Here is a 25065-nt window from a genome sequence, read left to right as displayed (position 1 = left end):
GCCTGATTTCAACGTGGCAGCTTCACCACGGTGACGAAGAAATCGTCGATCTGACGCACCACTTCGACGAAACGCTCGAAGTCGACCGGCTTGGCCACATAGGCGTTCGCGTGCAGATCGTAACTGCGCAGGATGTCCTCTTCCGCCTCCGACGTGGTGAGCACGACCACCGGAATCGTCCGCAGGTCCGCGGTGGCCTTGATCTCGGCCAGCACCTCGCGGCCGTCCTTGCGCGGCAGGTTCAGATCGAGCAGGACCAGCCCCGGCCTCGGCGCGTCCTCGTACGGGGCCTCCCGGCGCAGGAACTGCAGCGCCTCCACGCCATCGCTCACCACGTGCAGCGAGTTGCGGATCTTGTGGTGCTCGAAGGCCTCCTTCGTCATCAGCACGTCGCCTGGGTCGTCCTCGACGAGCAGGATGTCGATGGAGCTCAGCTGGTCGTTCATGCTTCCTCGTTTTCGTTCTCGCTGACGGGCAGGGTGAAGCAGAAGCGGGTGGGTTCCCCGGAGTCGGTGCTGTCCAGCCAGATCCGTCCGCCGTGGTACTCCACGATCCTGCGGCACAGGGCCAGCCCGATCCCGGTGCCCGGGTAGGCGCTCTTGGCGTGCAGCCGCTGGAAGATCACGAAGATCCGCTCCGCGTACTCCGGTTCGATGCCGATTCCGTTGTCCGTCACCGAGAACTTCCACTCAGTGTCCTCGCGCCGGACGCCGATGTGCACCTCGGGCACCCGTTCGCCGCGGAACTTGAGCGCGTTGTTGACCAGGTTCTGGAACACCGCGGTCAGCAGGGTCACCTCGCCGCGCACCCTGGGCAGCTCGTCGTGGGTGACGGTGGCCCCGGACTCCTCGATCACCTGCTCCAGGTTGCCGATCGCGGTCTCGGCCAGCTCGTCCGCGTCGACCACCCGGAACTCGCCGGACCGGCGGCCCACCCTGGAGAACGAGAGCAGGTCGTTGATCAGCGCCTGCATCCGCTTGGCACCGTCCACCGCGAACTCGATGTACTGCTCGCCCCGCTCGTCCAGCTGCCCCTGGTAACGGCGTTGCAGGAGCTGGCAGAAGCTGGCCACCTTGCGCAGCGGCTCCTGCAGGTCGTGCGAGGCCACGTAGGCGAACTGCTCCAGATCCGAATTGGACCGCTGCAGCTCCTGGGTACGGGTGTCCAGCAGCTCGTGCGCGTCGTGCAGCTCGCTCACCTCGGCGACGATCCGGCGGCGCATGGCCTCGATGTCCGCGGCCAGCTCCATCAGCTCACGTGGCCCGCCGCCCTCGACCTGCCGGTGGATGTCGTGGTCGGTGACCGCCCTGACCTCACCGGCCAGGTGCAGCAGCGGTCGCGCGACGGTGCGCCGGAAGCCGAAGTAGAGCAGTACGTAGAGGATCGCCAGCAGGGCGGCGATCACCACCAGCATCGTGGTCAGATAGGTCTCGGCGCCGTAGAGATTGCCCTTCGCCTCGTCCCTGGCCAGCTCCAGGTTCACCCGCTGGGTGTCCAACGCGGACCGCACCGCGTCGAACAGCACCTTGCCGTTGTCCACCTGCTCGGCACCCGGCAGCGGACCGCCGGCCACCGTCCACACCTCGGTCATGCCCTGCCAGCCGTCCGCCGCCCGGAGCACCCGGTCCAGGTCGGTTCCGGCCACGGTGCCCTCGGTCGCGCCGAGCCGCCGCAGCTCGGCCACCGCCCGCTGCTGCTGCGCCTTGCCCCGCTCGTACGGTTCGAGGAAATCCTGGCGGCCGGTCAGCATGTACCCGCGGACCCCGGTCTCCTGGTTCAGCAGCCCGGTGGACAGCTCGTTCGCCGTGGACAGCTGCGGATCGATCTGCTCGACCAGCCGGAACCTGGCTTCACGCAACCCGTCGAGCGCGATCACCCCGCCACCGATCGCGACGGCCAGCAAGGTCGCCTCCAGCACCGCGAGCAGCGTCATCCAACGGCGCAACGGCCAGCGGGCGGCCGCGGCCAGGTGGCGCCGCGCGGGAGTGGCCCCAGACTTCACGGTGTCTTACTCGAATGAGTGTCATGCACGCTCACCGGTGCACCCGCCGTCCATGCGTCACCCGCATCCAGCCGCCGCGAGCCACCCTCCGGGCGGCCCCCGTCAACTGGATAGTGCATGCCCCTCACCGGCCGCCCCGGCTCAGCAGCGCGATCGCGATGTCGTCGTCCAGCCTGCCCCGGTTGAGCCGTTCCACCGAGCCGATCAGCTGGTCCAGCACGGCGCCCTGGTTCCGCCGCCAACCGGGGTCCGCCCGCAGGATGTCCAGCACCAGCGCGGCCATGTTCTCGTGGCCGAGCCGTTCGTCCCCGGCACCGACCCTGCCCTCGAACAACCCGTCGGTGTAGAGCAGCAGCGACCAGTCCGGCTCCAGCGCCACCTCCAGCGGCTGCCAGCCGGCGTCGTCGACCACCCCGAGCGGCACGCCGAGCCGGTCACCCGGCAGCAGCCGCCCCCGCTCGCCGTTGATCAGCAGCGGCGGCGGATGACCGGCCAGCCACATCCGCAGCGAACTCCGGTCAGCGGCGATGCCGACCATGCACAGGGTGGCGAAGATCGGCTCGATCCGCTCGTGCACCAGAACCCGCTGGACCGTGGCCAGCACCTCGCGGGTCGGCAGGCCGGCCAGCACCAGCGACCGCCAGGCGATCCGCAGGGCCACTCCCAGCGCGGCCTCGTCCGGGCCGTGCCCACAGACGTCGCCGACCATCATCTGGACGGTGCCGTCCGGCAGTTCCACCGCGTCGTAGAAGTCGCCGCCGAGCTGCGAGCCGTCCCGGCCGGGCCGGTACCGGGTGGCCAGGGTCAGTCCGGGGTCGGTCAGCAGCGGGGTGGGCAGCAGGCCGCGTTCCAGCCTGGCGTTCTCCCTGGCCAGCAGTTGCTGCTCGCGAAGCTCGTGGCCGACCTCCTCGGCGCGCTTGCGCTCCCAGGCGTACCGCAGGGCCTTGATCAACAGCGGGCCGTCCACCTGGTCCTTGACCAGATAGTCCTGGGCGCCGGAGGCCACCGCGGCGACCCCGGTCAACTCGTCGCGCTGCCCGGTCAGCACCACCACCGCGGTGCTCGGCGCGTGCCGGCGCAGCCTGCCGAGCCCGGTCAGCCCGACCGCGTCGGGAAGTTGCAGGTCGAGCAGCACGCAGTCGGCACGGACCGGGCCGCTGAGCGCCTCGGCCATGGTGCGCATCCGCTCGAGCGTCACCGGGGTGCCGACTTCCTCGAGCATCTCCTGCACCAGCAGCGCGTCGCCGTCGTCGTCCTCGACCAGCAGCACCCGCAGCCGGTGGCCAGGGGCCATCCTCGGCACGGCGGCCGACATGTCGATCTTGACCCCGGTGGGCACCGCCGATGGCGTCGCCCGTGCGGTGTCGTCCTCTTCCATCGCGGCTGCGTCCACGGACAAACCCTACTTCCGACCGCCCGCGGGTCCGGTGACGCGTATAGCAAATCAGTGGGCACCCGCGCACCCCCAAGATCTGGGGATGGGGACTGGCGGCGGTCTGGCACATCCTGGAGCACAGAGAAGGTCCGGAGGGGGAGCTTGTCTGTGAATGAAACCGTTTGCGCCTTGGAAAGGGTGCGGACGCCCGATGAACAGGGCCGCCCGCCGGGCGGCCCCGGCCGGCGGGTGATCCGCGGCCGGGTCATGCGCCAGGACGGCGCGGGCCTGGCCGGGGTGCCGGTCAGGATCGGCCTTGGACGGCCGCAGGCCGGAGTTCCGCTCGGTGAAACGAGAACGGACGAACAGGGCCGGTACGAACTCGCCTACACCGCCGTCGACCGAGCCGGGCTTCTCGTGCGGGCCAATTTGGACGCGCACCACACGATCGAGGTACTGGTGCCGCCGTCGGCGCAGACCGTGGACCTGACCGTCCTGACCGTTCCGGGCGAGCGGCGGAGCGAGTACGAAGAGCTGCTCGCGGACATCGTGCCCCTGCTGGGCACCGCCACCCTGGCCGAGCGCCGGGCGCACCGCGACCTCGGCGAGCTGGCCGGCGCGAGCGGCCGCGACCTGACCCAGGTGGGCTGCCTCGCGCTGGCGCACCGATACGCCACCGACACCGGCCTGCCGGCCGAGCTGTTCTACGGCCTGCTGCGCCAGTGCCTGCCCGCCCGCCTGCCCGAACTGGCCGGGCTGACCGCCGCCGAGCTCCGCTGGGCGCTGGGCACGGCGGCAGACCAGAACGTGATCAGCGCGACGAGCCCCGGCGAAGCCGTCGACTTCGTGGCGCGGCTGCGGATCTTCAGGTTGCGAACCCGCGACTGATTCGAGAAACGAGGTGACATGTACTGGCTCGACTACTCCAGGACCACACTGTCCGGCGCGACGATCAAGGCGGCCGGATACGGCGGGGTGATCCGCTACATCGACGCTCCCAACAAGCTCCGGCACAAGCACACCACGCTCGCGGAGTACCGCGACCACAAAGCACATGGGCTCGGCGTGCTGCTGGTCATGCAGAACGACGTGGACGACGCGGACCGGGGCTGGGACGGTGGCGTGAGCAACGCCAGGCGCGCCAAGGCCGGTGCGGACATGCTCGGCTACACCGGGCCGATCTTCTTCACCAACGACCGCACCACCGTGCACAACGCGAACGCATGGAAGTCCTATTTGGACGGTGCGGCTTCGGTGCTCGGCCCCGGCCGGATCGGCGCGTACGGGTTCGGCAACGCGATGGACCTGGCCCGCGGGCATGCGACCTACTTCTGGCAGGCGGGCCGCCGGGCCGACGTCCGTGGCCATACGCATGTCTGGCAGGACAACAACACGCAGGTGCACGTGGGCGGTGTGCTCTGCGACCGGAACTTGTTCTTCAAGCCCATCGACTCGAGTTGGTCCGAACAGGAGGAAATAATGAAGGACGACGAACGCAACGCGGTGATCAGTACCTGGGGCGCGATGTTCCTCGGCGGCGGGGAGAACCCGCTCAAGGCCGGCCTGGTGTACGAGATCGCGACCATCAAGGACCTGCTCAGCCAGCTGGTGGCCAGGCCGAACCAGGCACCCGTGCTGGAGATCGACAACGAGCAGCGGGCCAAGCTGGCCCAGGAGATCATGGACGCACTACCGACCGACCTCGCCCAGCGGATCGTGGACGAGCAGGCGGAACGCTTGAAGCAGGAGGACAAGGTTCCGCAGTAGGACTGGGGGTGTGACCGGGCCGCCACCGCGGCGGCCCGGTCGCTCCTCAGGCGCTGACCACCGCGACGAACTCGTCACGGCCGTGGGTGCCCGTCTTGCGGAACAGTGCCTTCAGGTAGTCGTTGACGGTGTAGACGGAAAGGTTCAGCCGGCGCGCGATCTGCTTCGGCGCCAGCCCTTCGTAGACGTACTTCGCCACCACCTGTTCGCGGGCGGTGATGCCGTACCAGGGTGCGACCATGGACAGCAGCAGCTCCCCGCCCGCCGCCTGCACGATCACCGCGACGTCCCCGCTGTCGTCGCCGAGCACCGGCTGGGCGTGCACGGCCAGCCACTGCCCGACATACGAGGTGGGCACGCCGACCAGCGCACTGGTGGAGCGGCCCTCGGCCGCGGCCCGTCGTGCCGCCAACGCCACCTGCGTGGTGAGCGTGCCGGCCAGCTGGTCCGGCCGAGGCTGCCGCAACCGCTCGAGCCAGTCCCGCGCCTCCTGGGTGAGCGCCCGCACCCGGTGGTCGGCGCCGACCATGAGCACCCCCGGCGGCGGGTTCGGCGTGGTCACCCGCACTGGCGCCGCGGTCACGTACGACCGCAGGGTGCCCAGCAGGGGCTTCGTCAGCGCGGCCGCCCGCTCGGCATCTGCCCGGCCGAACGGCGCGCGGCCCACCTCCCGCAGCAGGGCCAGCATTCCCCAGACTCCGGTCGAATCGCGCAGCAGCAGTCGCAATTCGCTGCCGAGCCCGTGCCCGGACAGTATTTCCTGCGCGCGGGTGGCGGGCCGGCCGTTCTTCGCCGGCTCGACGGTGATCCCGACCGGGGTCGGCAGCCGGGCGAGATTCGCCGGCTCGCACGGGTCGTCGCCGGCATATCCGCCGACCAGCTGCGCGAAACCAAGATCGGCTTGATAGTGGTGGCGGAAATCGAAAGCGGTCAGGCCCAAATCGGGATTCATCCCGGTCAGCCGCAGGCAGTCGTGCGGTATCGAACCGCCGATACTGGCCGAAACCAGTTCACCTATCTCATCCGGTGCCAGGTTTCCCTTTGGCAACTCCGGCAGATCACGGCCAAGCCGCTCCGGATTCAGAATCATGACTGGCGCCGGCGTCTTCGGGCATGTTCGAACATGACAGACTCCCCTCCGTACCGCTCAACACCCGCCATAACACGAGCGCCTTGCTCTCCCCACCGCCATTCTGCCCAGCGCGCATACAAACCACTTACAGCAATGGCGGAATCTTCGTAGGCTGACCGGGTGCTGTTCTGCAGGGTGCTCGGACCCACCGAGGTCGAGACGGACGGCCGCCGGATCGCCTTCGGCGGCCGCCTGCCGAGGCGGCTGCTCACCGCGCTGATCGCCGCGGACGGCCAGGTGGTCACCAGCGACCGGCTGGCCGACGAGATCTGGGGCGAAAACCCGCCGCCGGGAGCGGGCGGCACCCTTCAGGTTTACATTTCCCGGTTGCGCCGCGCTTTGGGGCAGCCGACGGCGGCACTGCTGGAACGCAGCGGCGCCGGTTATCGGTTCAGGGTGGACGCGGAATCCACGGATGCCGGGCTTTTCACTCGTTTGGGCGAAGAAGGCCGGCGGCTTTTCGCGAACGGACGGGCCGGCGAAGCGGTCGACGTGCTCACCGAAGCGCTGGACCTGTGGCGCGGGCCCGCCTACGCGGACGGTTCCGACTCGCCTGCGGTGTCCGCGCTCCGCGCCAGGCTGGAGGAGTTCCGACAGGCGGTGGTCGAGGAGCGGCTGGCCGCCCTGCTCGGTGTCGGCGACACCGCACGGGCGGTCGCGGACCTGGAAGAGGCGGTGCTGGCCGCGCCGTACCGCGAGCGCCGGTGGGAGCTGCTGGTACTCGCCCTGCAGCAGGCCGGACGGCAGGCCGAGGCGCTGGCCGCACTGGACCGGGTGCGCGAGCTGCTCGCCCGTGAGCTCGGCACCGAGCCGGGACCGGCCCTGCTCCGGCTGGCCAAGTGGATCCGCACGCCCACCGCGGGGAATCACGCGCCAAGGAGGCCGCCGCGGAAGGAGCGAGGTCGCAGTTTCGGCAAACCGCCGTCCACCCTCTTCGGCCGGGACGGACTGCTCGCCGAAATCGGCGAAGTCACCGCGAAGCATCGGCTGGTGACCCTCTTCGGGCCCGCCGGGGTCGGCAAGAGCCGGGTCGCCGTGGAGCACCTGGTGACCAGGCGGGACCAGGACGGACCCTGGCTGGCCAGGCTGGCCGACGTGCAGAAGCCGGCGGACCTGGCACTCGCGGTCGCCGACGCGGCCGGCCTGGCCGAAGTGACCGGTGATCCGCTGCACGCGGTCACCTCGGCGCTGGCGCAACGCTGCGGGCTGCTGGTGCTGGACAACTGCGAGCACCTGGTGAACCCGGTCGCCGAGCTGTGTGCCGGGCTGTTGGAGAACTGCCAGGAGCTGCACATCCTGACCACCAGCAGGCAGCAGCTCCAGGTGGACGGCGAACATCTGCTCGCGGTACCGCCGCTGCCGGTGCGGACCGAGGCCGGGCTGGACGGTCCCGCGGTCGGCCTGCTGCTGGACCGGGTCCGCGCGGTCCGGCCCGGCTGGCATCCCACGGAGGCCGAACTCGGTGACGCGCGGCGGATCTGTGCCGCGGTGGACGGTTTGCCGCTGGCGCTGGAGCTGGCCGGCGGCCGCGCGCACGCGATGGGGCTCGGTGAGATCGCCGGCCGGCTGCACGACCGGTTCACCCTGCTGGGCCCGGTGCCGCGCGGTTCGGTGACCCCGCACGCCACGCTGACCGCCGCCATCTCGTGGAGCGTGGACCTGCTCGACGACGCCGACCGCCGCGCACTGCTGCGGCTTTGGCCGTTCGAGGGCGGGTTCGAGCTGGACGCGGCGGACGCCGTGCTGAACCACGGCCGGGCGCCCGGCGACAGGGTGTTCGCGCTCCAGGTGCTGTCCTCGCTGGTGAGCCGGTCGCTGCTGATCGCGGACACCGCGGTGACGCCGACCCGCTACCGCCTGCTGGAAACCGTGCGCGCGTACTGCAGGGCGAACGACGAGGATCCGGCGGCGTCCCGTGCGGCCGCGCTCGCCTGGGTGCACCGGCTGGTGGAGCGCTGCGCGGACGAGCTGGCCAGTGACCACGCGGGCCGGGCCGGGCGAGTGCTGCGACGGGAGCTGCCGAACCTTCGTGCCGCTTTCGCGCACGATCTGGTGCACCGCCCCGAAGCCGCGTTGCGGGGCGCAGGTCTGCTGGATTGGTTCTGGACCAGGTCCGGTCATATCGCCGAGGGACAAGACCTGCTGGAGAAGGCGCTTCAGCGCGCCCCCCACGCGCCGGGGATGGACCGCGCCCGCGCGCAGCTGGCACTGGGCTGCCTTTCCTACGCCAGCGGTTCGCTGCGCAAGGCGGCCGGCCTGCTCGACCAGGCGGCCGCGATCCTGGACAAGCCCGGCGGCCACACCCGCGCGCTGCTGTACGGCCTGCTGATGTGCTACCACGCGATTCAGGAGTCCGGCACCGGTGAAATCGACCTCGCGGTGCGGAGTGCGAGCCGTTCGCTGGCGGCCGGGCGGGAGACCGGGGTGGACTGGCTCATCGCGTGCGGGCACATGGCGCTGGGCACCGCGCTGGTGCTGCGCGGCCAGATTCCCGAAGGCGAGGAGCAGCTCCGGCTGGGCGCCGAACTCGGTGCCCGGTGCGGACATGTGGAAGCCGAAGGGCTTTCCGAGGTGATGCTCGCAGAGGTACAGCTCCACCGGGCCTTAGCTGACCAGACGGGGCAGGACCGCACCAAGCTGGCCGCCGAGGCGATCAACGGGCTGCGGCGCGCGCTGCGGCCGTTCCGCCGCGCCGAAGCGCATACCGGCGCGCTCGTCGTGCTCCAGATCGCCACCATCGCCTTCGACGCCGCCGGGCAGCCCCGCCGCGCGGCGATGCTGCGCGCGGCGGTGCGGCGGCACGCGGAACGCCTCGGCATGCACCCGGAGCGCATTTTCCGGCCGGGCAGGGCGGAACTCGACGCGCACGCCGCCGGGTCGGGCTCAGCACCGGCGGCGGCCGAGCCCGACCCGGCGGCCCGGGCCGCGGGTGAACGGCTGAGCTGGACCGAGATGGCCGACCTGCTGGCGCTACCCGACGCCGTGCCGGGCGGACCGGAGCCGGAAAGTTTTCGGTGATTTCCATGATTTTTTCCCGCACGGCCGAAGCTGCCGGTCCCGGCGCGGAACCGTCACTTTTGACCCGCACCCCCGGCCCGGCCGCCCGGGTCCCTTCAATTCTTCGACCGGACCGGCCTGGCGCCGCGCGAGCCCGACCGACGCCGCCGGCGGTGGGCGGCACGACGGCCACCGCCGTCCGCCCGGTGCCGCGGTGACCGCGAAAGCCACCCCGGATTCCTCGTTCCCGGTTCAATTCCGTACCGGGAACGCCGGTTTTCCCGGCCCGGAGTTCAGTTCGAATTCCGGCAGGTCCGAAGATTCAAGAAGATCGGCGGAAACAGCGTGTTCAGCGGGCTGTTCCGCGCTCTCGACGGCGTTGCGGGACACCAGGAAAGGGGACAAACTCGAAGCATCGCAAGGAAAACCCGAAAGGAGAAACTCGTGGGTTTCGAGATCAGGGTCTGCGCCGACTGCACACTCCCGGTCAGATTCCGGCACGCCCAGATCGCCGTGGTAGTGGTCATCTTGGTCCTGTTCGTGCTGAAGTCCGCGGAGCCGCCGTTGCTCGACGCACTGCTCGGCTGACCCGGTGAAGGACGCCTCGGGGGTTCGAGGCGTCCTTCGTCACGACCGCGGTTCAGAACACCAGCACGCGGCGGAAGTGTCCGGCCCGCGGCTCGCCGGGACGCAGCACCGGGCAGCCGCCGGCTTCGACCCAGGCGTGGAAGCGGTACGGATCGTCCGCGATGCCCACCGCCCAGCCGGCCCGCCGCCGGAGCAGCGCCATCGTGACCACCGCGGCCACGGACAGTTCCAGGCAGGCGGCCCGGCCGGGATAACGCCGGGCCACCGCGTCCACCGCGGCCAGCGTGGCCCTCAGTTGCGCGACGGTCGCCGTCTCCCGGCACCGCACGCGGCCGAGCCACGACACGAACCGCACGGTCCGGCGGAACGGCAGCCGCAGCACCACCATGGTGAGCAGAAACCCGGTGCACGCGGCGAGCCGCAACCGCCACCCGGACGGCACCCCGTCCCGTGAGACGGGGATTTCCGGTACGCCCCAAGGGATCGCCGGGGACACGTCGGCGGCCCCTTCGCTGATCAGGCCACGGGCCACCAGTTCCGCCAGCAGCCGCTCGGCGTCGGCCCGCAGCCGCGCGGCGTGCTCCGGCCGGTATCCCAGGGACACGGTGCGCACCGCGTCCTCGAAATCGCCGGTGCGATGCCACTCCCGCCAGAGCGCGAACGCCGTGGCGTTCAGCGCGTACCACTGGCCGGAGCGCCAGTTCAGCAGCACGGTACCGCCGTGCGCTCCGGCGCTGACGTGTACGTGGGCGGGGATGCGCAGACCGGCCATGGATCGTTCTCCTCGAAGGTGTGCAGCCAGAGTTCGGTGGCGATCAGCCGGTTCAGCGCGGGAAACGGCGCCCGGCCGCCGGCCAGCCCGCGTTCGAGCGAGGCGAGCACCGCCGCCGGTTCGAGCACGCCGAGCCCGGCCAGCCGGGAACCGGTGATCAGCGCCCGCAGCCCGGCCGCGTTCCGCCGCGCGCCCCGGTATTCCTCGGCCGCGTAGTCGCCCTTGGTGCGCCGGGCCAGCACCGGCGCCGGTACCAGCCCGGCCAGTGCCCTCCCGAGCAACGGCTTGTAGCCGCCGGGTTCCGCGCGCCGGTGCGCCGGCACCCGCAGGCAGGCGCGCACGACGTCGTTGTCCAGAAAGGGCGCGTGCGGCCAGACCCGGTATGGCCTGGCGGTCTCGATCAGATGTCGTTGCACGGTGGCCGAAGCGCGGAGTTCACCCAGTGCCGCGAAATCCCCGACGCCGAGTCCGTCGGTGAGATCCGGGTTCGCGCTCTCGGCGAGCCCGGCCAGTTCGACCCGCGTCCGCCGGGTCAGCCAGGTCGCCTCCACGCCGGGTTCCGGCCACCAGGCGATCGCGTCCAGCCAGCGCCGATCCCGTTCGGCCGGCGCGGCCAGTGTGCCGGCGAGCCCACGCAATGCCTTGGTGTACGAGGTCCGGGAAAGCCGGACGGCCTTGGCGAACACGGCGGCCGGCGACTCGTGCCGCTGCCCGGCAAGCACCCGGCAGTGCCTGCCCAACTCGGCACGCCGGGGCAGATCGGCGAGATAGCCGGGCGGGGCGACGAGCAGGGCGTCCGCACCTTCACCGCCGAGGTGCACCCCGGCGCCGAGCCCGGCCGCTGCGTCCAGCCGCAGCCGCGACCGGGCCACCGCCACCGCGGCCGGGTCTGGCCCGTCACCGGCGGGCACCCGGCCGAGATCCTGATAGCTCAGCGTTTGTTCGGTGCCGAGCACCAGATGCCGGCGCAGCCGCCGGTCCAGCGACGCGAACCGCTCGGCGTGCTCCAGGTCGGCGGCCGGGGCCCCCGGATGGTGGTAGGTGCACACCGGCAGCGGAGCCGCCAGGTGCCCGGCCGCGAGAAAGGCCAGCGAGCTGGAATCCAGCCCACCGCTGAAGTCCGCGGTCAGCCGGGTGCCCATCGCGGTCCTGGCCCGGACGGCGTCGTCCAGCGACGCGCGAAGTTCTTCCCCTGCTTCGGCTAAAGAAGCGGCCGGGTCGGGCCGGAGCGGCTGGTAGGTCCACACGGTGCAGCGCCCCGACTCGGTCACCCTGATCGCCTGGCCGCCGCCGAGCCGGCGCACCCCGTCGAGCACCGACCGGTCGCCGGTCAGGGCGGGCACATCCGGGCAGACGATATTGGCGGCGAGCACCCGCGTATCCGGCCGCCGCGGCACCCCGGCCGCCGCGGCGGTGGCCGCGGCCTGGGTGCCGAACGCGGTGCGGCCGGCAGTTTGCCGGTAGTACAACGGAAACTGGCCGGCCAGGTCGACGAACGCGGTGAGCTCCCGGTCCCGGAACACCAGGGTGAGATAGCTGCCCGGCCATTCGGTCAGCGTCTCCAGCCTGCCGGTTTCCAGTGCCCGCAGGAAGTCGGCGCGCAGCCGCCACTCGTCCACCAGGCACTGCCCGAGCACGATCAGCCGCGCTCCGCCGCAGCGCAGCCCGCGGATTTCACCGGGATGGCCGCCGCCCCAGCTTCGCAGCTCGGCGGTGGACGGGAACACACCGGCCAGTCCGGCCGACCACGACTCGGGTTTCACCGGATCCGGCCGGTCTCACCAGTAGTACTGCGAATTCGCGTCGGCGCTGCCGCTGGACGAACTGCCGAGGGTGACGTCCCGGACATGCCCGAGGTCGATCAGCAACGGCGATTCGTAGTCGGGCTCGTCCCCCGCGGTAATCGCATGCGGCCTGACCGGCTTGTCCTGGAGTACCTGGGCAAAGTTCATGGCTGCGCCTCAAAGGTCGATGGTCGTCATGCTACCGGGCCGCCGCGCGATTTGCGGTGCTCACCGCGGCAGGAGAGCGAAACCCTAGCGTACCGCTTTCCGGCGTGGCGAAGCGCCACCAAATGCGGCATTCGAGAAGTGCCGCCGAAGTTTATTCGGATTCGTCACGTCTCTATCTATTCGAACAATGTCCGGCGGGAAAACGCGGATGGCCGCTTCAACTCGATGAGACGCCGCTGCCCACGGCCCTGTTGACCGTTCGGCCGCCCTCGTCGCCGTGGCAGGAACGGAGGCCGAGGATCAGCGCGCCCTGCGCCTCGGCCAGCGCGCCGAGCTGGCTGAGCCGCAGCACGAACCCCTCCGCCGGGTTCACCGCCCCGGCCAGCGCGTACCGCTGCAGCTCCTGCCGGCACGGACCGAGGATCAGCTCGCGGCCGGTGGCCAGCTCACCACCGAGCACCACCAGGTGCGGGTTGAACAGATTGCACAACTGGGCCAGCGCCAGCCCGATCGTGCGGCCGGCGTCCTTGAGCACCCGCGCGCACACGGCGTCTCCCGCGTGCGCCTTCTCGATCAGCGAAGCCAGCGTGACCGGCACGTCGATGGTGTTGCCGCGCAGCGCCTGCCGGACCTCGGCGATCAGCGACTCCGCGCCCACGATGCTGTCCAGGCAGCCGCGCCCGCCGCACTGGCACACCTCGCCGTAGCGGTCCATGGTGAGGTGGCCGATCTCGCCAGCCATGCCGCGCTGCCCGCGCAGCAGCTTGTCGCCGATCATGATGCCGACGCCGACGCCGGTGGTGGCCTTCACGTAGACCACGGTCTCCGCGGGCTCGTCCATCCCGTAGGTCTGCTCGGCCATCGCGCCGAGGTTCGCGTCGTTGTCGATCGCGAAGTGCACGCCAAGCAACCGGCCCAGTTCTTCAGCGGGCTGGTCGTGCTCGGTCCACGGCGGCAGCACCGGGGTGGTGAACCGGCCGGTCCTCGGGTCGATCATCCGGGGCACCGAGATACCGGCGGCGACCACGTCGTCCAGCGTCTGCCCGGTTTCCTCCACCGCGTCGCCGATCATGCCGACGATCGACGGCAGCAGCCGCCGCAGCCCGCCGTGCGCGCCGTCCTGGCGCTGCTGCACCCGGATCCGGTCGAAGTGCTGGTCCACCCGCCTGGCCACCACGGTCACGTGGTCGTGGCTGAGGTCCACCCCGACCGCCACCCCGCGGACCGGCCGCAGCCGCACCTGCGCACTGCGGCCGCGCCCCCTGACCTCGGTGCCCTTCTCCGCCTCGACGATGCCCGCCTCCGCCAGTTCCTGCACGGCGGTGGAGACCGATGCCTGGGACAGTCCGCTGCGCCGGGCGATCCGCGACTGCCGGTCCGCCTTGATCATGATCTCGATGATCATTTTCTTGCGGTTCAGCTCACGGGTCCCGGTGGCGGGACCGAGCAGATCACGCGCTTCGAGCATGCGAAGAAGATTAGCACGCGATTTCTTCAAATTTAAGCCGGACCGCATTCAGTGAGACCGATTGTTTCTGATTTGCAACGGTTTCCCGCTAATGAAAACAATGTCACCCGATCAGGCCATCAAAGCATCGACAGATATAGCCGCAGGTAGTCCGCGAGCTCGCGGTCGGCGAGGAACTCCGCCTCGCACCTTTCCCGCGCGGCCGCGCCGAGCCTGGCCGCGGTCGCCGGGTCGGTGAGCAGCCCGGTCACCGCGGCGCCGAAACCGGCCAGGTCCGCCGGCTCCACCAGCAACCCGTGCACCTGATCGGTGAGCTGCGCGGTCAACCCGCCCGTCCGCGCGGCAACGATCGGCCGCGCCTTCCACATCGCTTCGGTCGCGGTCAGGCCGAAACCCTCTTCCAGGCTCTTCTGCACCACGACGGTGGCACGGCGCTGAATGGCGTTGACCACCAGGCCGTTGAGCTCGAAATCGCCGAGGGACAACACGATCAGGTGTACCCGGCGGCGGATGTCCTCGGGCAGCAGCTCACGCTGACGCCGCACCTCGGCGAAGATTCGCGCACCTTCCGGGTCGTCCGGGATGTCCGCCGGATCCGGCCCGGCCAGCAGGAGATGCGCGCCGGTCACCGGTGCGACGTGATCGGCGAAGGCACGCAGCACCCCGCCCATGTCCTTCAGCGGATCCCACCGCGACACCTGCACCACGGCCGGTGCATCGGACGGCAGGAAGTCGCTCTGCAGCGTACTTCCTACCGGGTTCCCGGCGGCCCCTGGCGCGGTCAGCCCCACGGCGGCGAGCAGTTCCTGCTGCCGGGACGGCGCCAGCTCGCGGTTCTTCGCCGCGAAGGGATCGATCGACGGGCGGATGACGACCACCTGTGCGGGTGAGAGATACGAGGGCACGTACTCCTTCATGGTGAAAACGCACTGCGGCACCCGTTCGGCGTAGGGCCGCAGCAGCTCCCAGGTCTCCTCGGCCGCCGGGCTGTCCGACCAGGTGCCGATATGGCATCGCCAAGCCACCCGCCGCCCCGCGGCCAGCAGGTGCCCGGCGGTGCCGAGGGTCTGCGGATCGTGCAGCACCACCAGGTCTTCGGGGCCCAGCACGGCGAGCAGCCGCCGGGCGGCCCGCTCGGTCACCGCGCGGTAGAACTCGCGGTCGGCGGCGGTGAACCCGCCCGCGCTGTGCCTGCCGTGCAGGCCGTGGTGGATCCGTTTGGTGAGCTGGAAGAACTCCGGTGCCTCATCCGCGACCAGCCAGTCCGCCGGCAGGCCGAGCAACCGCTGACGGCCGATCGAGCCGCGCAGCAGTTCCGCCACCCCGCCACCGGTCGCGGTACTGCTCACGTGCCGGATCCTGGCGGCACCGAGCCGCTCCCGCACCGACCCTGCCAGGCCCGCCGGCCCGGCGCCGACGGTGACCCCCGGCGCGGTCTCCACCTCGACCAGGCTGACTGGGAACCCGGTACCCACCACGTCCATCACGTCCTCGCAGCTTCCTCGTGCGCAGAGTCGCGGATACCTTCGCATGATTCGGCGACCCCAGCCGCCCGGGCAGTGTCAGTTCCCGCGCTGTCAGTTCCCGCGCTCGCCTCGGGCCGCCGGGTATTGAGCGAGCAGGGCACGCAGCTCCGCCGCGATGCGCAAGGACTCGTCGTGCGGCCACTGCCAGATGTTGCGGCCGAAGATGAGCCCGGCGGCACCGGCATCCATCGCCTGCTTCGCCCGGTCGAAGACCTCGTCGAGATCCGTTTTCGCACCGCCGGAAAGCAGCACCAGCGCCCGCCCGGCCGAGCGGACCAACGCCGGCAGCATCTGCTGCTCGGTGAAGTCCCTTTCGTATTCGGGCCGGACCTGTTCGGTCCGCGAGACCGGCCAGGTCAGCTTCACCACGTCCGCGCCGAGTTCGGCGGCGACACGGGCGGCGTAGTCCACCGCGTAGAAGGAGTCACGGCCACCTTTCGCGGCGACCGCGGAACCACGCGGATAGGCCCACACGATCACCGGCATGCCGTAGCGCTCCGCGTCCCCGCGAACGCCGCGGAACTGCACGAAGTCCTCGGCCTGCCGGGGCGAGCCGACGTAGAGCGTGTAGCCGACCGCGTCGGCACCGAGCGCCACGGCGTCGGCCACGGTGGCGTTCAGCGGGGAGATCGGATCGCCGTCCGGCGGCAGCTCGGTCTTGCCGTTCAGCTTGAGCACCAGCGGCACCTCACCGGCGAACTCCCAGTAGAACTTCCTGGCGTTGCCGATCTGCAGCACCACCCCGTTGAACCCGCCCTCGACGGCGAGCCGCACCAGGTAAGCCGGGTCGGCCGCGTCCTGGTTCACGAAGAAGTCGCGCGGGCCGTGCTCCAGGCCGTGGTCGTACGGCAGGAACAGGCCGGTGCCGTTCCCGGCGCCGTGCTGGTAGAGGATCCGGTGCAGCCTGGCCTTCTTCCCGGTGCCGAGGCCGAGCCCGTGCAGCGACGGTGGCATCGCTAACCGCCCGCGATCTGCGCGAACAGGAACAGTTCGTCGCCGGGCCGGAGCCGGCCCGGTCCTTCCCGGCGCGAGGCCACCACATCGTTGACCGCGACCAGGAAACCGGGGCGCAGCCGCCCCGCCCCATCGAAGACGTGCTCACCGAGACGCTCACACCGGCTTCGGAGTTGAGCCACCGCTTCGGGCCAGTTGTTCGCGTCGATGGTCAGCGAGCAGTGCGCCGGCATCCCGGCTCTTTCCCGTTCGGGCAGAAAACCGGCGAGTGAAGCCGCCAGGGTGAAGGTGACCACGTGCACCTGCCTTTCAGTCGAACCTGCCGCGGGCCAAGCGGAATCCGAGGTCCGGCGCGGAGTAGTCGGCCGGATCGTGCAGCCGGTACCGGGTCCGGCACATTTCGGTGAGGGCCAGGAAGCCGCCGCCGCGTGAGACCTTGTGCGTCTCGGTGTGCTCGGTGGCCTCGGTGCCGGCCACCGGGTCGCGGCTCGGCGACCTGGCGTAGAAGTCCGCGAGATAGTCGTCCTGGCACCATTCCCAGACGTTGCCGTGCAGGTCGAACAGGCCGAGCGAGTTGGCCTGCTTGGTGCCGACCGGATGCGCGTACCGTTCGGAGTTCTCGCTGTACCAGGCATACCGGCCGAGTTCTTCCTCCGGACAGCACCACTGCCCGTCGCCGCCGGCCCCGCAGGCGAACTCCCACTCCGCCTCGGTGGGCAGCCGGCAGCCCATCCACCTGGCGAACACCGCGGCGTCGAACCAGGTGACGTCCACCGCGGGCACCACCGCACCCTGCCCGGACAGCTCCAGCCTGCCGGGTTCGAACAGCGCGAACAGCTCGTTGGTGACCGCGACCGCGGACAGCAGGAAACGGGACAGTTCGACGTGGTGGCAAGGGGTTTCGCCGCAGAAGTGCCGGGCGTCGGCGGGGTCGGTGCCCATCAGGAACGCGCGGCCGCCCAGTTCGCGCATGTCTCGCTCGACGAACCGGTGGTAGCGCTCGTCGGCCCCGGCCAGGAACCCTTCGGCGACCAGCTCCTGGAACGGCCCTTGATCTTCGGCCCGCTCCAGCGCCCGCAGCGCGGCGAAGATGCGGCCGGAGTCGTCGCAGACCGGGAAGCCGGCCCTGTCCAGCGCGAGCACCTCGCGCGCCTCCTCGATCACGCGGTCCTTGGCCTGCCGCGGCCGGCGGCGGTCACCGCCCCTGCCGATCTGCACGTGCAGTTCGCGGACCCCGTGCTCGGACACCGCGAACGCCCGCGCCTGCGGCTGCCGCACGTTGCGCAGCGAGATGATCAGGTGCCAGCTGTGCCGGAATCGGCCGAGATGCAGGTCGTAGTCGATCTCGGAAAACCCGCCTGGATGCCGCCGGTGGGTGTGGAACAGGGCGACCTCGGCCAGGTTCCGCTTCCGCAGGTACTTCTGCACCCGCCAGGACTCGGCCGGGGTGGCCACGAACCCGGCGTCCGGATGGTCGACGAAGTAGCGGCCTCGCGACTCGAACTCGTCGCGCCATGCCTCGTCGTTGCGGATGTTCTCCTCGAACAGCACGAACTCCGTCGGCGCGTCCACCGCCCGCGGCGAGGCGAGGTAACCGAAGGACTTCCGCGGGTAGCGCCGGATGACGCTGTCTATCAGGCACTCGTACAGCTCGGCCGGCAACAGGATCCGGTTCAGCTCCTCCGGCCCGCCCTTGTCTGTGTTGTTCATGCGGTACTCGAACCGGGCGTCCCGCGGGTTGCCGCCGCCCGCCGGCACTGCCACCACCCGGTCCTCGTTCGCGGCCAACCGGACGAGCAGCTTGTAGACCAGCTCCACCCGCGCGGGCTGCCCGATCGCGTCTGCCAGCTCCCCGGCGGTCCGCGCGGAGTCCTCGGCGGCCAGCCGGTCCAGCACCTGCCGCCGCAGGGCCGGCACCGGCTCCGCGGCGTACTTGTCGACCCCCGGCTGGTGGTAGGCGTTCACGTCGATCAGCTCGGCGTACAGCCCGACCGCCCGTTCGTAGAGCGCGACGAGCGCACCCAGCGAACGCGCGCCGCTGTCCGGAACGGTCACCGTGATCGAGTCGCGACCACGTTCGCTGAGCGCCTCGCGGGTGCCCTCCATACCGCCGAACAGGTGGTCACCGAGGGTGCTACCGGTTTCGAGTTCGGCCGGGCAGTCACGCCTTTCCCGCTGTACCCGGACGAAGGTGATGAAGCTGTCCGCGGTCCCGTCGCGCAGCTGCTGCAGATAGGCGTGCTGGTCGCTGGATCCCTTGTACCCGTAGACGGTGAGGCCCTGATGCACGGTGCGGCCCGCCCGGTCGAGGCGTTTGCCCAGCGACTCCATCACCAGCTGCTGCACCCACCGCGGCAGGCCGGCCAGCCGGTCCTGGTACGGCAGCAGCACCATGTTCTTCTCGCCGCGGCCCTCGCCGAGCCAGTGCCACATCAGCGCGAGCAGCGCGGCCGGGTTCTGCCGCACCGAGCGGATCCTGGTGTGCCGGTCCATCGCCGCCGCACCGTCGAGGAACGCGCCGACGTCCGCGCCGAGCATCGCGGCGGGCAGCAGCCCGACCGCCGAGGTGACCGAAGTGCGACCGCCTACCCAGTCCCAGAGCGGAAACCTGGCCAGCCAGCCCTGTTCGACGGCCCGGCGGTCCAGCTTGCCGCCCTCGACCGTGGTGGCCACCGCGTGCCGGGCGAAGTCGAGGCCCGCCCGGCGGTAGGCGGCCTCGAGCTCGAGCAGCACGTGCCAAGGCGTCGGCGTGACCCCGGACTTGGACACCACCGAGACCAGGGTCCGCCCGAGCCTGCCGTGCAGCCGGTCGAGCAGCCGTTCCAACCCGTCCGGGTCGGAGTTGTCCAGGAAGTGCACGGCGATCGGGTCGGTGGCGCCGTGCCATGCCTCGTGCAGGAGCTGCGGGCCGACCGCGGACCCGCCGATGCCGACGTGCACGAAGTCGGTGCAGGACCCGTGCGCGCAAACGATTTCACCACGACGGATCTGGCCAGCGAAGCGGATCACGGCCAGCTGCGCGGCGCGGATCTCGGCCCCGATCACCTCGTCCGGCGCCAGCCCCGGGTCGCGAAGCCAGTAGTGGCCGACCATCCTGTCTTCGTCGCGGTTGGCCGACGCGCCCGCCTCCAGTGCCGCCATCGCGTCGAACGCACCGGCCATCGGGGCGGCCATCTTCGCGAGAAAGCCTTCGTCGAAACGCACTCTGCTGATGTCCAGCGACAGGCCGAGATCGCCGGCCAGGTAGAAGTACTCGCAGTACCGATCCCAGTCGGAGGCCCCCCGCCGCGCCATCTCAGGCTGCCCCCGCGAAACGTGGATCCCGATGCCGTCGCTGCACGTTCATGGCGCTCCCCTGGCTGAGAACGGTCCGAAAGCAAGCTACTACTTTATGTGCACCGAGCTATCCCGCACCAGCGGCCGAACGGGCCCCGGGATTCCCGCGTCCGCGACTTTCGAATGCCCCATTTCGTCCGGATGTTCGTGAAAATGCATGTGCGCGGGCGCATTCAGGTGATGTGCAGCCCGGGACGCGCAGCGGAAACGGGGGTCGCGCCGAGATCGGCCCGCCTGCCCGCGAGATGGCCGTCGAGGTAGCCGCCGCCGGAGAGCCGCCGACGGCGCATGACGTGCAGGTCCCCGTATTCCTGTTGGTACGCCTCATCGACCATGTCCACCCGGTCGCGCAGCACCAGCTCGGTGGACCGGCCGGCGGTGGTGGTACTGCCGTGCTCCACGGCGGCCCGCTGCTCGGCACTGGTCAGCCGCTGCTGTACCGCGGTGGCGAAACCGTGCAGCCAGGTCCGCCGGTACGCGGCGACCGACTGCCACGGCACCTCGGGCCGCACCCGGCCGAGCTGGGTGGTCGCCTGCAGCAGCAGGCTCGTGTACAGCAGCTGGGCCCGCTCGAGGTCGGAACGGAAACCGAACACGGTCACCGCGTAGACGAAATTGCCAGCTCGCAGGAAGATCGCGCGGCACCGGAGCGGGTGGGCGACCTTGGCGAGCAGGCTCGCCTTGTCCCGGCTGTACGGGTTCTCCACCGAAATCCGCACGCTGGTGATCTCGTCCGCGTCGCGGTCTTCCGCGGCCAGCATCGCGTTGTCGATGCCGTGCCGCGCGATCAGCTCGGCCGCCTTGGTGTTGTAGAGCTCGGCCTCCGCTTCGGTGACGGCCGGATCCTCCGCTTTGGCCAGTAGTTTTCGCACCCTGGCGAGCAGTGCGTCCTGATCGGGCATGGGTCCCCCGTCTCCGCGAATGTGACTGATCTTTGCCGCCGAGCCTACGGACGGACTCCGACAGAAAGGCGCCTCCCGGGTCCCGGCCGGCCCGGATCACCCACTATCGAGTGAGTTCACGAAGCCCTTCCGCCGCCCGCAGCACGTCGGAGTACCGGGTGTACATAGCCGCGAGGCCGAACCGCATTACGTTGGGAGGGCGGAAATCCCCGATGACTCCACGGTCGATCAACGCCGCCGTCGCCCGCTCCGCGTCCGGCCAGGCCACCGAGATCTGGTTGCCGCGGGCGTGGTCGCGCGGCGTCAGCACCCGCACACCCGGCACCAGTTCGTCCAAACAGGACAGAAAGAAATCACCCAGCGCCAGCGCTTTTCGCCGGACCTCCGCCAACGTGCCGGTTTCCCACACGTCCAGCGCGGCGTCAAGTGCCAGCATGGACAGGATGTCCGGGGTGCCGGTGCGCACCTTGGTGATCCCCTGGCCGCCGGTGTAGTCCGCACTCATCGCGAACGGCTCGCGGTGACCGGCCCAGCCGGGCAGCGGCTGCGCGAAGTCGTCCTGCCATTTCCTTGCCACGTAGACGAAAGCGGGCGAACCGGGGCCACCGTTGAGGAACTTGTAGGTGCAGCCGACGGCCAGGTCCACCCCGGCCTCGTCCAGGTACGACGGCACCGCGCCCACGCTGTGGCACAGGTCCCAGACCGCCAGCGCGCCGGAGCGGTGCAGCGCCGCGGTGATCGAAGGCAGATCGTGCAGCGCGCCCGTCACGTAGTCCACGTGGTTCACCAGCGCGACGGCCGTCCGCTCGGTCACCGCACCGGCCAGTTCCCCGGCCGGCACCCGGCGCACGGTGTGCCCGGTCAGCCCGGCCACCCCTTCGGCGACGTACCCGTCGGTGGGGAAAGTGTTGCCGTCCACCAGAATCTCGTCCCGGCCTGGCCGCAGCCGGACCGCCGCGGCCAGCACCTTGAACAGGTTCACGCTGGTCGAGTCGCCGACCACGAGCTGGCCCGGCGCCGCGCCGACCAGCGGCGCGATCCGGTCGCCGATCCGCTCCGGCGCCTCCCACCAGCCCTCGCCCCACGACCGGATGAGCCTGCCGCCCCACTGCCGCCGGACCACGTCGGCCACCCGCTCGGCGACCACCCTCGGCGGCGCGCCGAGCGAGTTCCCGTCCAAATAGGACAGCTCGGGGTCGAGGTCGAACTCGGCGCGCTTACCGGCGAGGGGATCGAGGGCGTCCAGTTCGGCGGCTCGTTCCGACAGCGACATGACCCTCCGCTCCACACGCGCCGAGGCCCGGCGCCGGCCGATGGTAGCGGCACCGGCGGGCGGCCCGCGCAACCGGCCGCGACTACCGACGACGCACTCTTTGCCGCGGAGGAGCCAGGAGCACTTCCGAACTCGTCTCTTCGGGTGAACTAGTACCCCTCTTCGGCTACCACCGGGAGGGGCTTTCTAACTTGTAGCCCTCGGGTGGGATCCTCTCCATCCCACCGGGCAGCGCCAGAAGGGAACAACGTGATCAGGAAGCCGGCGTCCGGCCGCTGGCTGTGGTCCGGCTACCTGGCCGGCGGTCTGCTCACCATGGCCGCGTACTACGTCACCGTCGCGGCCGGCGCGCCGGCCGCGGTCCGGGTCGGGCTGTACTGCGCGGTGAGCATCTCGGCCGCGGTCGCCGTGCTCTACGGCTGCCTGCGGAACCGGCCCGCCGCGCCGCTGCCGTGGATCCTGCTCGGCGCCAGCCAGCTGATCTACTCGACCGCCGACACCGGCTTCTACGTCTCGCACTTCGTACTCGGCGACACCTCCTTCCCGGCTCCGGCCGACGTCCTCTACCTGTCGCACTACCCGCTGGTGGTGGCCGGCCTGGTCGCGCTGATCCGGCTGCGCTCCCCTGGCCGCGACCTGCCGGGGCTGCTCGACGCCGCACTGCTCGCGGTGGTCGCCGGGATGCTGTCCTGGCTCTACCTGATCGCGCCGCAGGCGCAGGCCGACTCACCCGCGCTGGTGAAGATCGTGTCGGTCGGCTATCCGATGATGGACCTGGCCATGTTCGCCGTGGCCCTGCGGCTGATCCTCGGCACCGGGCCGCGGCCGGTGCCGTTCTTCCTGCTGTCCACGAACCTGCTCGCGTTCCTCGCCGCGGACAGCATCTATGTCTTCCAGCAGCTCAACGGCACCTACGGCGCGGGCAACTTCCTGGACGCGATCTGGCTTTCCGGCAACCTGGCGCTCGGTGCGGCCGCGCTGCACCCGGCGATGGGCAAGATCGCCGAACAGGCTGAAGAAGCCGCGCCCGCGCCGGGCCCCGGCCGGATCGCCGGGCTCTGCGCGGCCGCGCTGATCGCCCCCGCGGTCCTGCTCATCCAGTACGCCAACGGTTCCTACCCGGACATCCCGGTCGCCGCCTGCGCCTGCGCGGTGCTGTTCGTGCTCACCATCGCGCGGCTGGCCGGGCTGGTCAGCGAACAGCGCCGGCTCGCCATCACCGACGCGCTGACCGGCCTGCGCACCCGCCGCCATTTCGAGCACCAGCTCGCCGTGGAGGTCACCAGGGCGCACCGCGCGCACGGCGGGCTGGCCGTGCTGATCGCGGACGTGGACCGCTTCAAGTCGGTCAACGACCGCTACGGCCACCCGGCCGGCGACAAGGTGCTGACCGAGATCGCGGAGCGGCTGAAGGAGGCAACCCGCGACAGCGACCTGCTGGCCCGCTACGGCGGTGAGGAGTTCGCCGTGCTGATCCGCGACATCGGCCGCGACGAACCGGCGCTGATCGCCGAACGGCTGCGCCGCCAGGTCGCCGAACGGCCGATCGTGGTCTCCGGCGACACCTGGCTGGACGTCACCATCTCGCTGGGCACGGCGAGCTATCCGTTGCACGGCAGCACTCCCGCCGAACTGGTCACCGCCGCCGACCGCGCGCTGTACGCGGCCAAGGCGCACGGCCGCGACCAGGTCGTGCCGGCGAAGGGGCAGCACGGCGAGCTGCCGGAGCCGTCACTGGACCTGGTCGCGCTGGCCGACGAGGTGGACTCGTGGGTGTCCGGGCACGAGCACAGCCGGGCGGTGGGGCGCTGGGCCGGGCAGGTGGCCCGTTCGCTCGGCCTCGACCCGACGGCCGCGCGGCGGGCGGAGCTGGCCGGCCGGCTGCACGACGTGGGCAAGGCGCTGATCCCGGCCGGGGTCTGGACCAAACCGGGCGCACTGTCCGAACCGGAATGGGAGCTGGTCCGCCGCCATCCCGGCCACGGCGCCGCGCTGGTCGGCTCGGTGCCGGGGCTCGGCGAGGTCGCCGAGGTGGTCCGGCAGCACCACGAACGGTTCGACGGCACCGGCTACCCGGACGGGATCGCCGGCACCGGCATCCGGATCGAAGCGCGCATCGTGGCCGTCTGCGACTCCTGGGCCGCGATGCTGGCCGACCGCGTCTACCAGCCCGCCATGGCGGAGGAGGACGCCGCGCGCGAACTGCGGACCGGCCGCGGCTCGCGGTACGACCCGGACGTCGTCACCGCCTTCCTCGCCCTGCACGCCCGCGGCCACCTCGGCCCACTCCCCAACCTCAACGTGCCGTGATCAAGCGTCGGCGAGGGTGTTCCAGAAGAGCAGTTCGTAGTCCTGGAAGAGGCGGGCGTAACGGCGGGCTTCGGCGGTCAGCCTGCCTGCCTCGATCCCGGCCTGCACCGCGGCGACGGCCTGCTCGTCGGCGCCCGGCACCGGGGTGGCGAAGAAGTCGAAGAAACCACAGGCATCGTCGTCGAACCCGTAGTGCTCGCGCATCGCACCGGCGATCGTCGCGCAGTAGGAGCCCCAGGCCGCGAAGTTCGCGGTGAGCGCGACCAGCACGTCCGCCGGCTCGCCGTTGAGCGCCATCCAGGCCAGGAACGACGGATAGGCCTGGCAGCCGGAAAGCGGCTCGTAGGCCCGCAGTTGCACGTCGTCCATCCCGGTCGCCGTGGCCAATGTGGACAGTCGGTTGAGCGCCTCGCCTTCGCCAGCGGCCAGCCCGGCGAAGAACTCTCGCGCGCCGCGTTCCTCGGACCTGGCCGCGAGGTGCAGGAAGCTCCGCCAGTCGCTCGGCACGATCCGGTGCTCCTCGGCGGCGATCAGCCCGAACACCGACCGCGACGCGGCGCCCGACGCGATCAGCGACACCAGCCGGTTGCCGTCCTCCTGCGGCGCCAGTTCTTCCTGCACTTCGGACAGCAGTTCACGTGCCGAGCCGGTCATCGGGTGCGACTTCCCTTCCGTTTCGTCGATCCGTGCGGAAAGCCTAACGCCCGGATA

20 protein-coding genes are annotated in these 25065 nt (G+C 70.8%); 5 read left to right on the top strand and 15 right to left on the bottom strand.

The window, feature by feature from the left end:
• Nucleotides 1-8: 8 nt before the first annotated feature.
• The 3 genes from AMYNI_RS0124955 to AMYNI_RS0124945 all read right to left on the bottom strand — a co-directional run bounded on the left by AMYNI_RS0124955 (nucleotide 9) and on the right by AMYNI_RS0124945 (nucleotide 3296).
• A complete protein-coding gene (locus tag AMYNI_RS0124955; RefSeq protein WP_020670796.1) occupies nucleotides 9-446 on the bottom strand; it encodes a response regulator in 438 nt (145 codons plus the stop codon).
• Nucleotides 443-1933 carry a HAMP domain-containing histidine kinase gene (locus AMYNI_RS0124950; protein ID WP_020670795.1) on the bottom strand — a complete coding sequence of 497 codons (1491 nt, stop codon included), beginning with the start codon at nucleotides 1931-1933 and terminating at the stop codon, nucleotides 443-445. The genes AMYNI_RS0124955 and AMYNI_RS0124950 overlap by 4 nt, the downstream gene beginning before the upstream one ends.
• A gap of 193 nt (nucleotides 1934-2126) precedes the next feature.
• Nucleotides 2127-3296, bottom strand: coding sequence for a PP2C family protein-serine/threonine phosphatase (locus tag AMYNI_RS0124945; RefSeq protein ID WP_425387953.1), 1170 nt, complete (start codon nucleotides 3294-3296; stop codon nucleotides 2127-2129).
• A gap of 270 nt (nucleotides 3297-3566) precedes the next feature.
• Between AMYNI_RS0124945 and AMYNI_RS0124940 the strand changes: the two genes are divergently transcribed.
• Both AMYNI_RS0124940 and AMYNI_RS0124935 read left to right on the top strand, forming a co-directional pair.
• A complete protein-coding gene (locus AMYNI_RS0124940) occupies nucleotides 3567-4265 on the top strand; it encodes a carboxypeptidase-like regulatory domain-containing protein (protein ID WP_169515768.1) in 699 nt (232 codons plus the stop codon).
• An 18-nt stretch (nucleotides 4266-4283) separates the two neighbouring features.
• Nucleotides 4284-5144, top strand: coding sequence for a glycoside hydrolase domain-containing protein (locus tag AMYNI_RS0124935; protein WP_020670792.1), 861 nt, complete (start codon nucleotides 4284-4286; stop codon nucleotides 5142-5144).
• A gap of 46 nt (nucleotides 5145-5190) precedes the next feature.
• Here the strand turns inward: AMYNI_RS0124935 and AMYNI_RS0124930 are convergent, their stop codons facing one another.
• Complete coding sequence (locus AMYNI_RS0124930; protein ID WP_020670791.1) at nucleotides 5191-6234, bottom strand: helix-turn-helix transcriptional regulator; 1044 nt, start codon at nucleotides 6232-6234, stop codon at nucleotides 5191-5193.
• Nucleotides 6235-6396: 162 nt separating this feature from the next.
• On the opposite strand from AMYNI_RS0124930, the gene AMYNI_RS47445 reads away from it, so the two are divergent.
• Nucleotides 6397-9294, top strand: coding sequence for an AfsR/SARP family transcriptional regulator (locus tag AMYNI_RS47445; protein ID WP_020670790.1), 2898 nt, complete (start codon nucleotides 6397-6399; stop codon nucleotides 9292-9294).
• Nucleotides 9295-9717: 423 nt separating this feature from the next.
• On the top strand, nucleotides 9718-9861 hold the full coding sequence (locus AMYNI_RS49225) for a hypothetical protein (RefSeq protein WP_020670789.1): 144 nt from the start codon (nucleotides 9718-9720) through the stop codon (nucleotides 9859-9861).
• A gap of 52 nt (nucleotides 9862-9913) precedes the next feature.
• On the opposite strand, the gene AMYNI_RS48365 is transcribed toward AMYNI_RS49225, so the two are convergent.
• The 10 genes from AMYNI_RS48365 to AMYNI_RS0124870 all read right to left on the bottom strand — a co-directional run bounded on the left by AMYNI_RS48365 (nucleotide 9914) and on the right by AMYNI_RS0124870 (nucleotide 22044).
• Nucleotides 9914-10633 carry a lasso peptide biosynthesis B2 protein gene (locus AMYNI_RS48365; protein WP_020670788.1) on the bottom strand — a complete coding sequence of 240 codons (720 nt, stop codon included), beginning with the start codon at nucleotides 10631-10633 and terminating at the stop codon, nucleotides 9914-9916.
• Complete coding sequence (locus tag AMYNI_RS45330) at nucleotides 10564-12396, bottom strand: albusnodin/ikarugamycin family macrolactam cyclase (protein WP_020670787.1); 1833 nt, start codon at nucleotides 12394-12396, stop codon at nucleotides 10564-10566. The genes AMYNI_RS48365 and AMYNI_RS45330 overlap by 70 nt, the downstream gene beginning before the upstream one ends.
• Nucleotides 12397-12411: 15 nt before the next feature.
• The gene (locus tag AMYNI_RS49220; protein WP_020670786.1) at nucleotides 12412-12585 is read right to left on the bottom strand and encodes a lasso RiPP family leader peptide-containing protein; all 174 of its coding nucleotides are present in this window, start codon (nucleotides 12583-12585) and stop codon (nucleotides 12412-12414) included.
• Between the two features lie 217 nt (nucleotides 12586-12802).
• Nucleotides 12803-14053: an ROK family transcriptional regulator gene (locus AMYNI_RS45325; RefSeq protein ID WP_020670785.1), complete on the bottom strand. Its 1251-nt coding sequence runs from the start codon at nucleotides 14051-14053 to the stop codon at nucleotides 12803-12805.
• A gap of 119 nt (nucleotides 14054-14172) precedes the next feature.
• Nucleotides 14173-15537 (bottom strand): glycosyltransferase, encoded by a 1365-nt coding sequence (locus AMYNI_RS0124895; protein WP_020670784.1) that lies wholly within the window; start codon nucleotides 15535-15537, stop codon nucleotides 14173-14175.
• Nucleotides 15538-15630: 93 nt separating this feature from the next.
• Complete coding sequence (locus AMYNI_RS0124890; protein ID WP_020670783.1) at nucleotides 15631-16533, bottom strand: class I fructose-bisphosphate aldolase; 903 nt, start codon at nucleotides 16531-16533, stop codon at nucleotides 15631-15633.
• Nucleotides 16534-16535: 2 nt separating this feature from the next.
• The gene (locus AMYNI_RS0124885) at nucleotides 16536-16829 is read right to left on the bottom strand and encodes a MoaD/ThiS family protein (RefSeq protein ID WP_026360893.1); all 294 of its coding nucleotides are present in this window, start codon (nucleotides 16827-16829) and stop codon (nucleotides 16536-16538) included.
• Between the two features lie 13 nt (nucleotides 16830-16842).
• Nucleotides 16843-19827: an SUMF1/EgtB/PvdO family nonheme iron enzyme gene (locus AMYNI_RS49810; RefSeq protein ID WP_020670781.1), complete on the bottom strand. Its 2985-nt coding sequence runs from the start codon at nucleotides 19825-19827 to the stop codon at nucleotides 16843-16845.
• Nucleotides 19828-20042: 215 nt separating this feature from the next.
• Nucleotides 20043-20771, bottom strand: a complete 729-nt coding sequence (locus AMYNI_RS0124875) for a DUF2786 domain-containing protein (RefSeq protein ID WP_020670780.1) — start codon at nucleotides 20769-20771, stop codon at nucleotides 20043-20045.
• A 103-nt stretch (nucleotides 20772-20874) separates the two neighbouring features.
• Nucleotides 20875-22044, bottom strand: coding sequence for a kynureninase (locus AMYNI_RS0124870; RefSeq protein WP_020670779.1), 1170 nt, complete (start codon nucleotides 22042-22044; stop codon nucleotides 20875-20877).
• A gap of 249 nt (nucleotides 22045-22293) precedes the next feature.
• On the opposite strand from AMYNI_RS0124870, the gene AMYNI_RS0124865 reads away from it, so the two are divergent.
• Entirely contained in the window at nucleotides 22294-24354 is a 2061-nt protein-coding gene (locus AMYNI_RS0124865; RefSeq protein ID WP_020670778.1) for a diguanylate cyclase, read from the top strand.
• Here the strand turns inward: AMYNI_RS0124865 and AMYNI_RS0124860 are convergent, their stop codons facing one another.
• Nucleotides 24355-25008 (bottom strand): thiaminase II/PqqC family protein, encoded by a 654-nt coding sequence (locus tag AMYNI_RS0124860; protein ID WP_020670777.1) that lies wholly within the window; start codon nucleotides 25006-25008, stop codon nucleotides 24355-24357. It lies immediately after the preceding gene.
• Nucleotides 25009-25065 lie beyond the last annotated feature (57 nt).

Origin of the sequence: Amycolatopsis nigrescens CSC17Ta-90, assembly GCF_000384315.1 — a bacterium.
Taxonomy (GTDB): Bacteria; Actinomycetota; Actinomycetes; order Mycobacteriales; family Pseudonocardiaceae; genus Amycolatopsis; species Amycolatopsis nigrescens.
Note: the sequence above shows the minus strand (reverse complement) of the source record. Positions and strands in the feature narration are given on the sequence as shown.

Bases quoted from the DNA above. Each gene is read 5' to 3' on its own strand.
- AMYNI_RS0124955 (WP_020670796.1), bottom strand. From the start codon at position 446: ATGAACGACCAGCTGAGCTCCATCGACATCCTGCTCGTCGAGGACGAC.
- AMYNI_RS0124950 (WP_020670795.1), bottom strand. From the start codon at position 1,933: ATGACGCTGCTCGCGGTGCTGGAGGCGACCTTGCTGGCCGTCGCGATC.
- AMYNI_RS0124945 (WP_425387953.1), bottom strand. From the start codon at position 3,296: ATGGCCCCTGGCCACCGGCTGCGGGTGCTGCTGGTCGAGGACGACGAC.
- AMYNI_RS0124935 (WP_020670792.1), top strand. From the start codon at position 4,284: ATGTACTGGCTCGACTACTCCAGGACCACACTGTCCGGCGCGACGATC.
- AMYNI_RS0124930 (WP_020670791.1), bottom strand. From the start codon at position 6,234: ATGATTCTGAATCCGGAGCGGCTTGGCCGTGATCTGCCGGAGTTGCCA.
- AMYNI_RS48365 (WP_020670788.1), bottom strand. From the start codon at position 10,633: ATGGCCGGTCTGCGCATCCCCGCCCACGTACACGTCAGCGCCGGAGCG.
- AMYNI_RS49220 (WP_020670786.1), bottom strand. From the start codon at position 12,585: ATGAACTTTGCCCAGGTACTCCAGGACAAGCCGGTCAGGCCGCATGCG.
- AMYNI_RS45325 (WP_020670785.1), bottom strand. From the start codon at position 14,053: ATGCTCGAAGCGCGTGATCTGCTCGGTCCCGCCACCGGGACCCGTGAG.
- AMYNI_RS0124895 (WP_020670784.1), bottom strand. From the start codon at position 15,537: ATGGACGTGGTGGGTACCGGGTTCCCAGTCAGCCTGGTCGAGGTGGAG.
- AMYNI_RS0124890 (WP_020670783.1), bottom strand. From the start codon at position 16,533: ATGCCACCGTCGCTGCACGGGCTCGGCCTCGGCACCGGGAAGAAGGCC.
- AMYNI_RS49810 (WP_020670781.1), bottom strand. From the start codon at position 19,827: ATGGCGCGGCGGGGGGCCTCCGACTGGGATCGGTACTGCGAGTACTTC.
- AMYNI_RS0124875 (WP_020670780.1), bottom strand. From the start codon at position 20,771: ATGCCCGATCAGGACGCACTGCTCGCCAGGGTGCGAAAACTACTGGCC.
- AMYNI_RS0124870 (WP_020670779.1), bottom strand. From the start codon at position 22,044: ATGTCGCTGTCGGAACGAGCCGCCGAACTGGACGCCCTCGATCCCCTC.
- AMYNI_RS0124860 (WP_020670777.1), bottom strand. From the start codon at position 25,008: ATGACCGGCTCGGCACGTGAACTGCTGTCCGAAGTGCAGGAAGAACTG.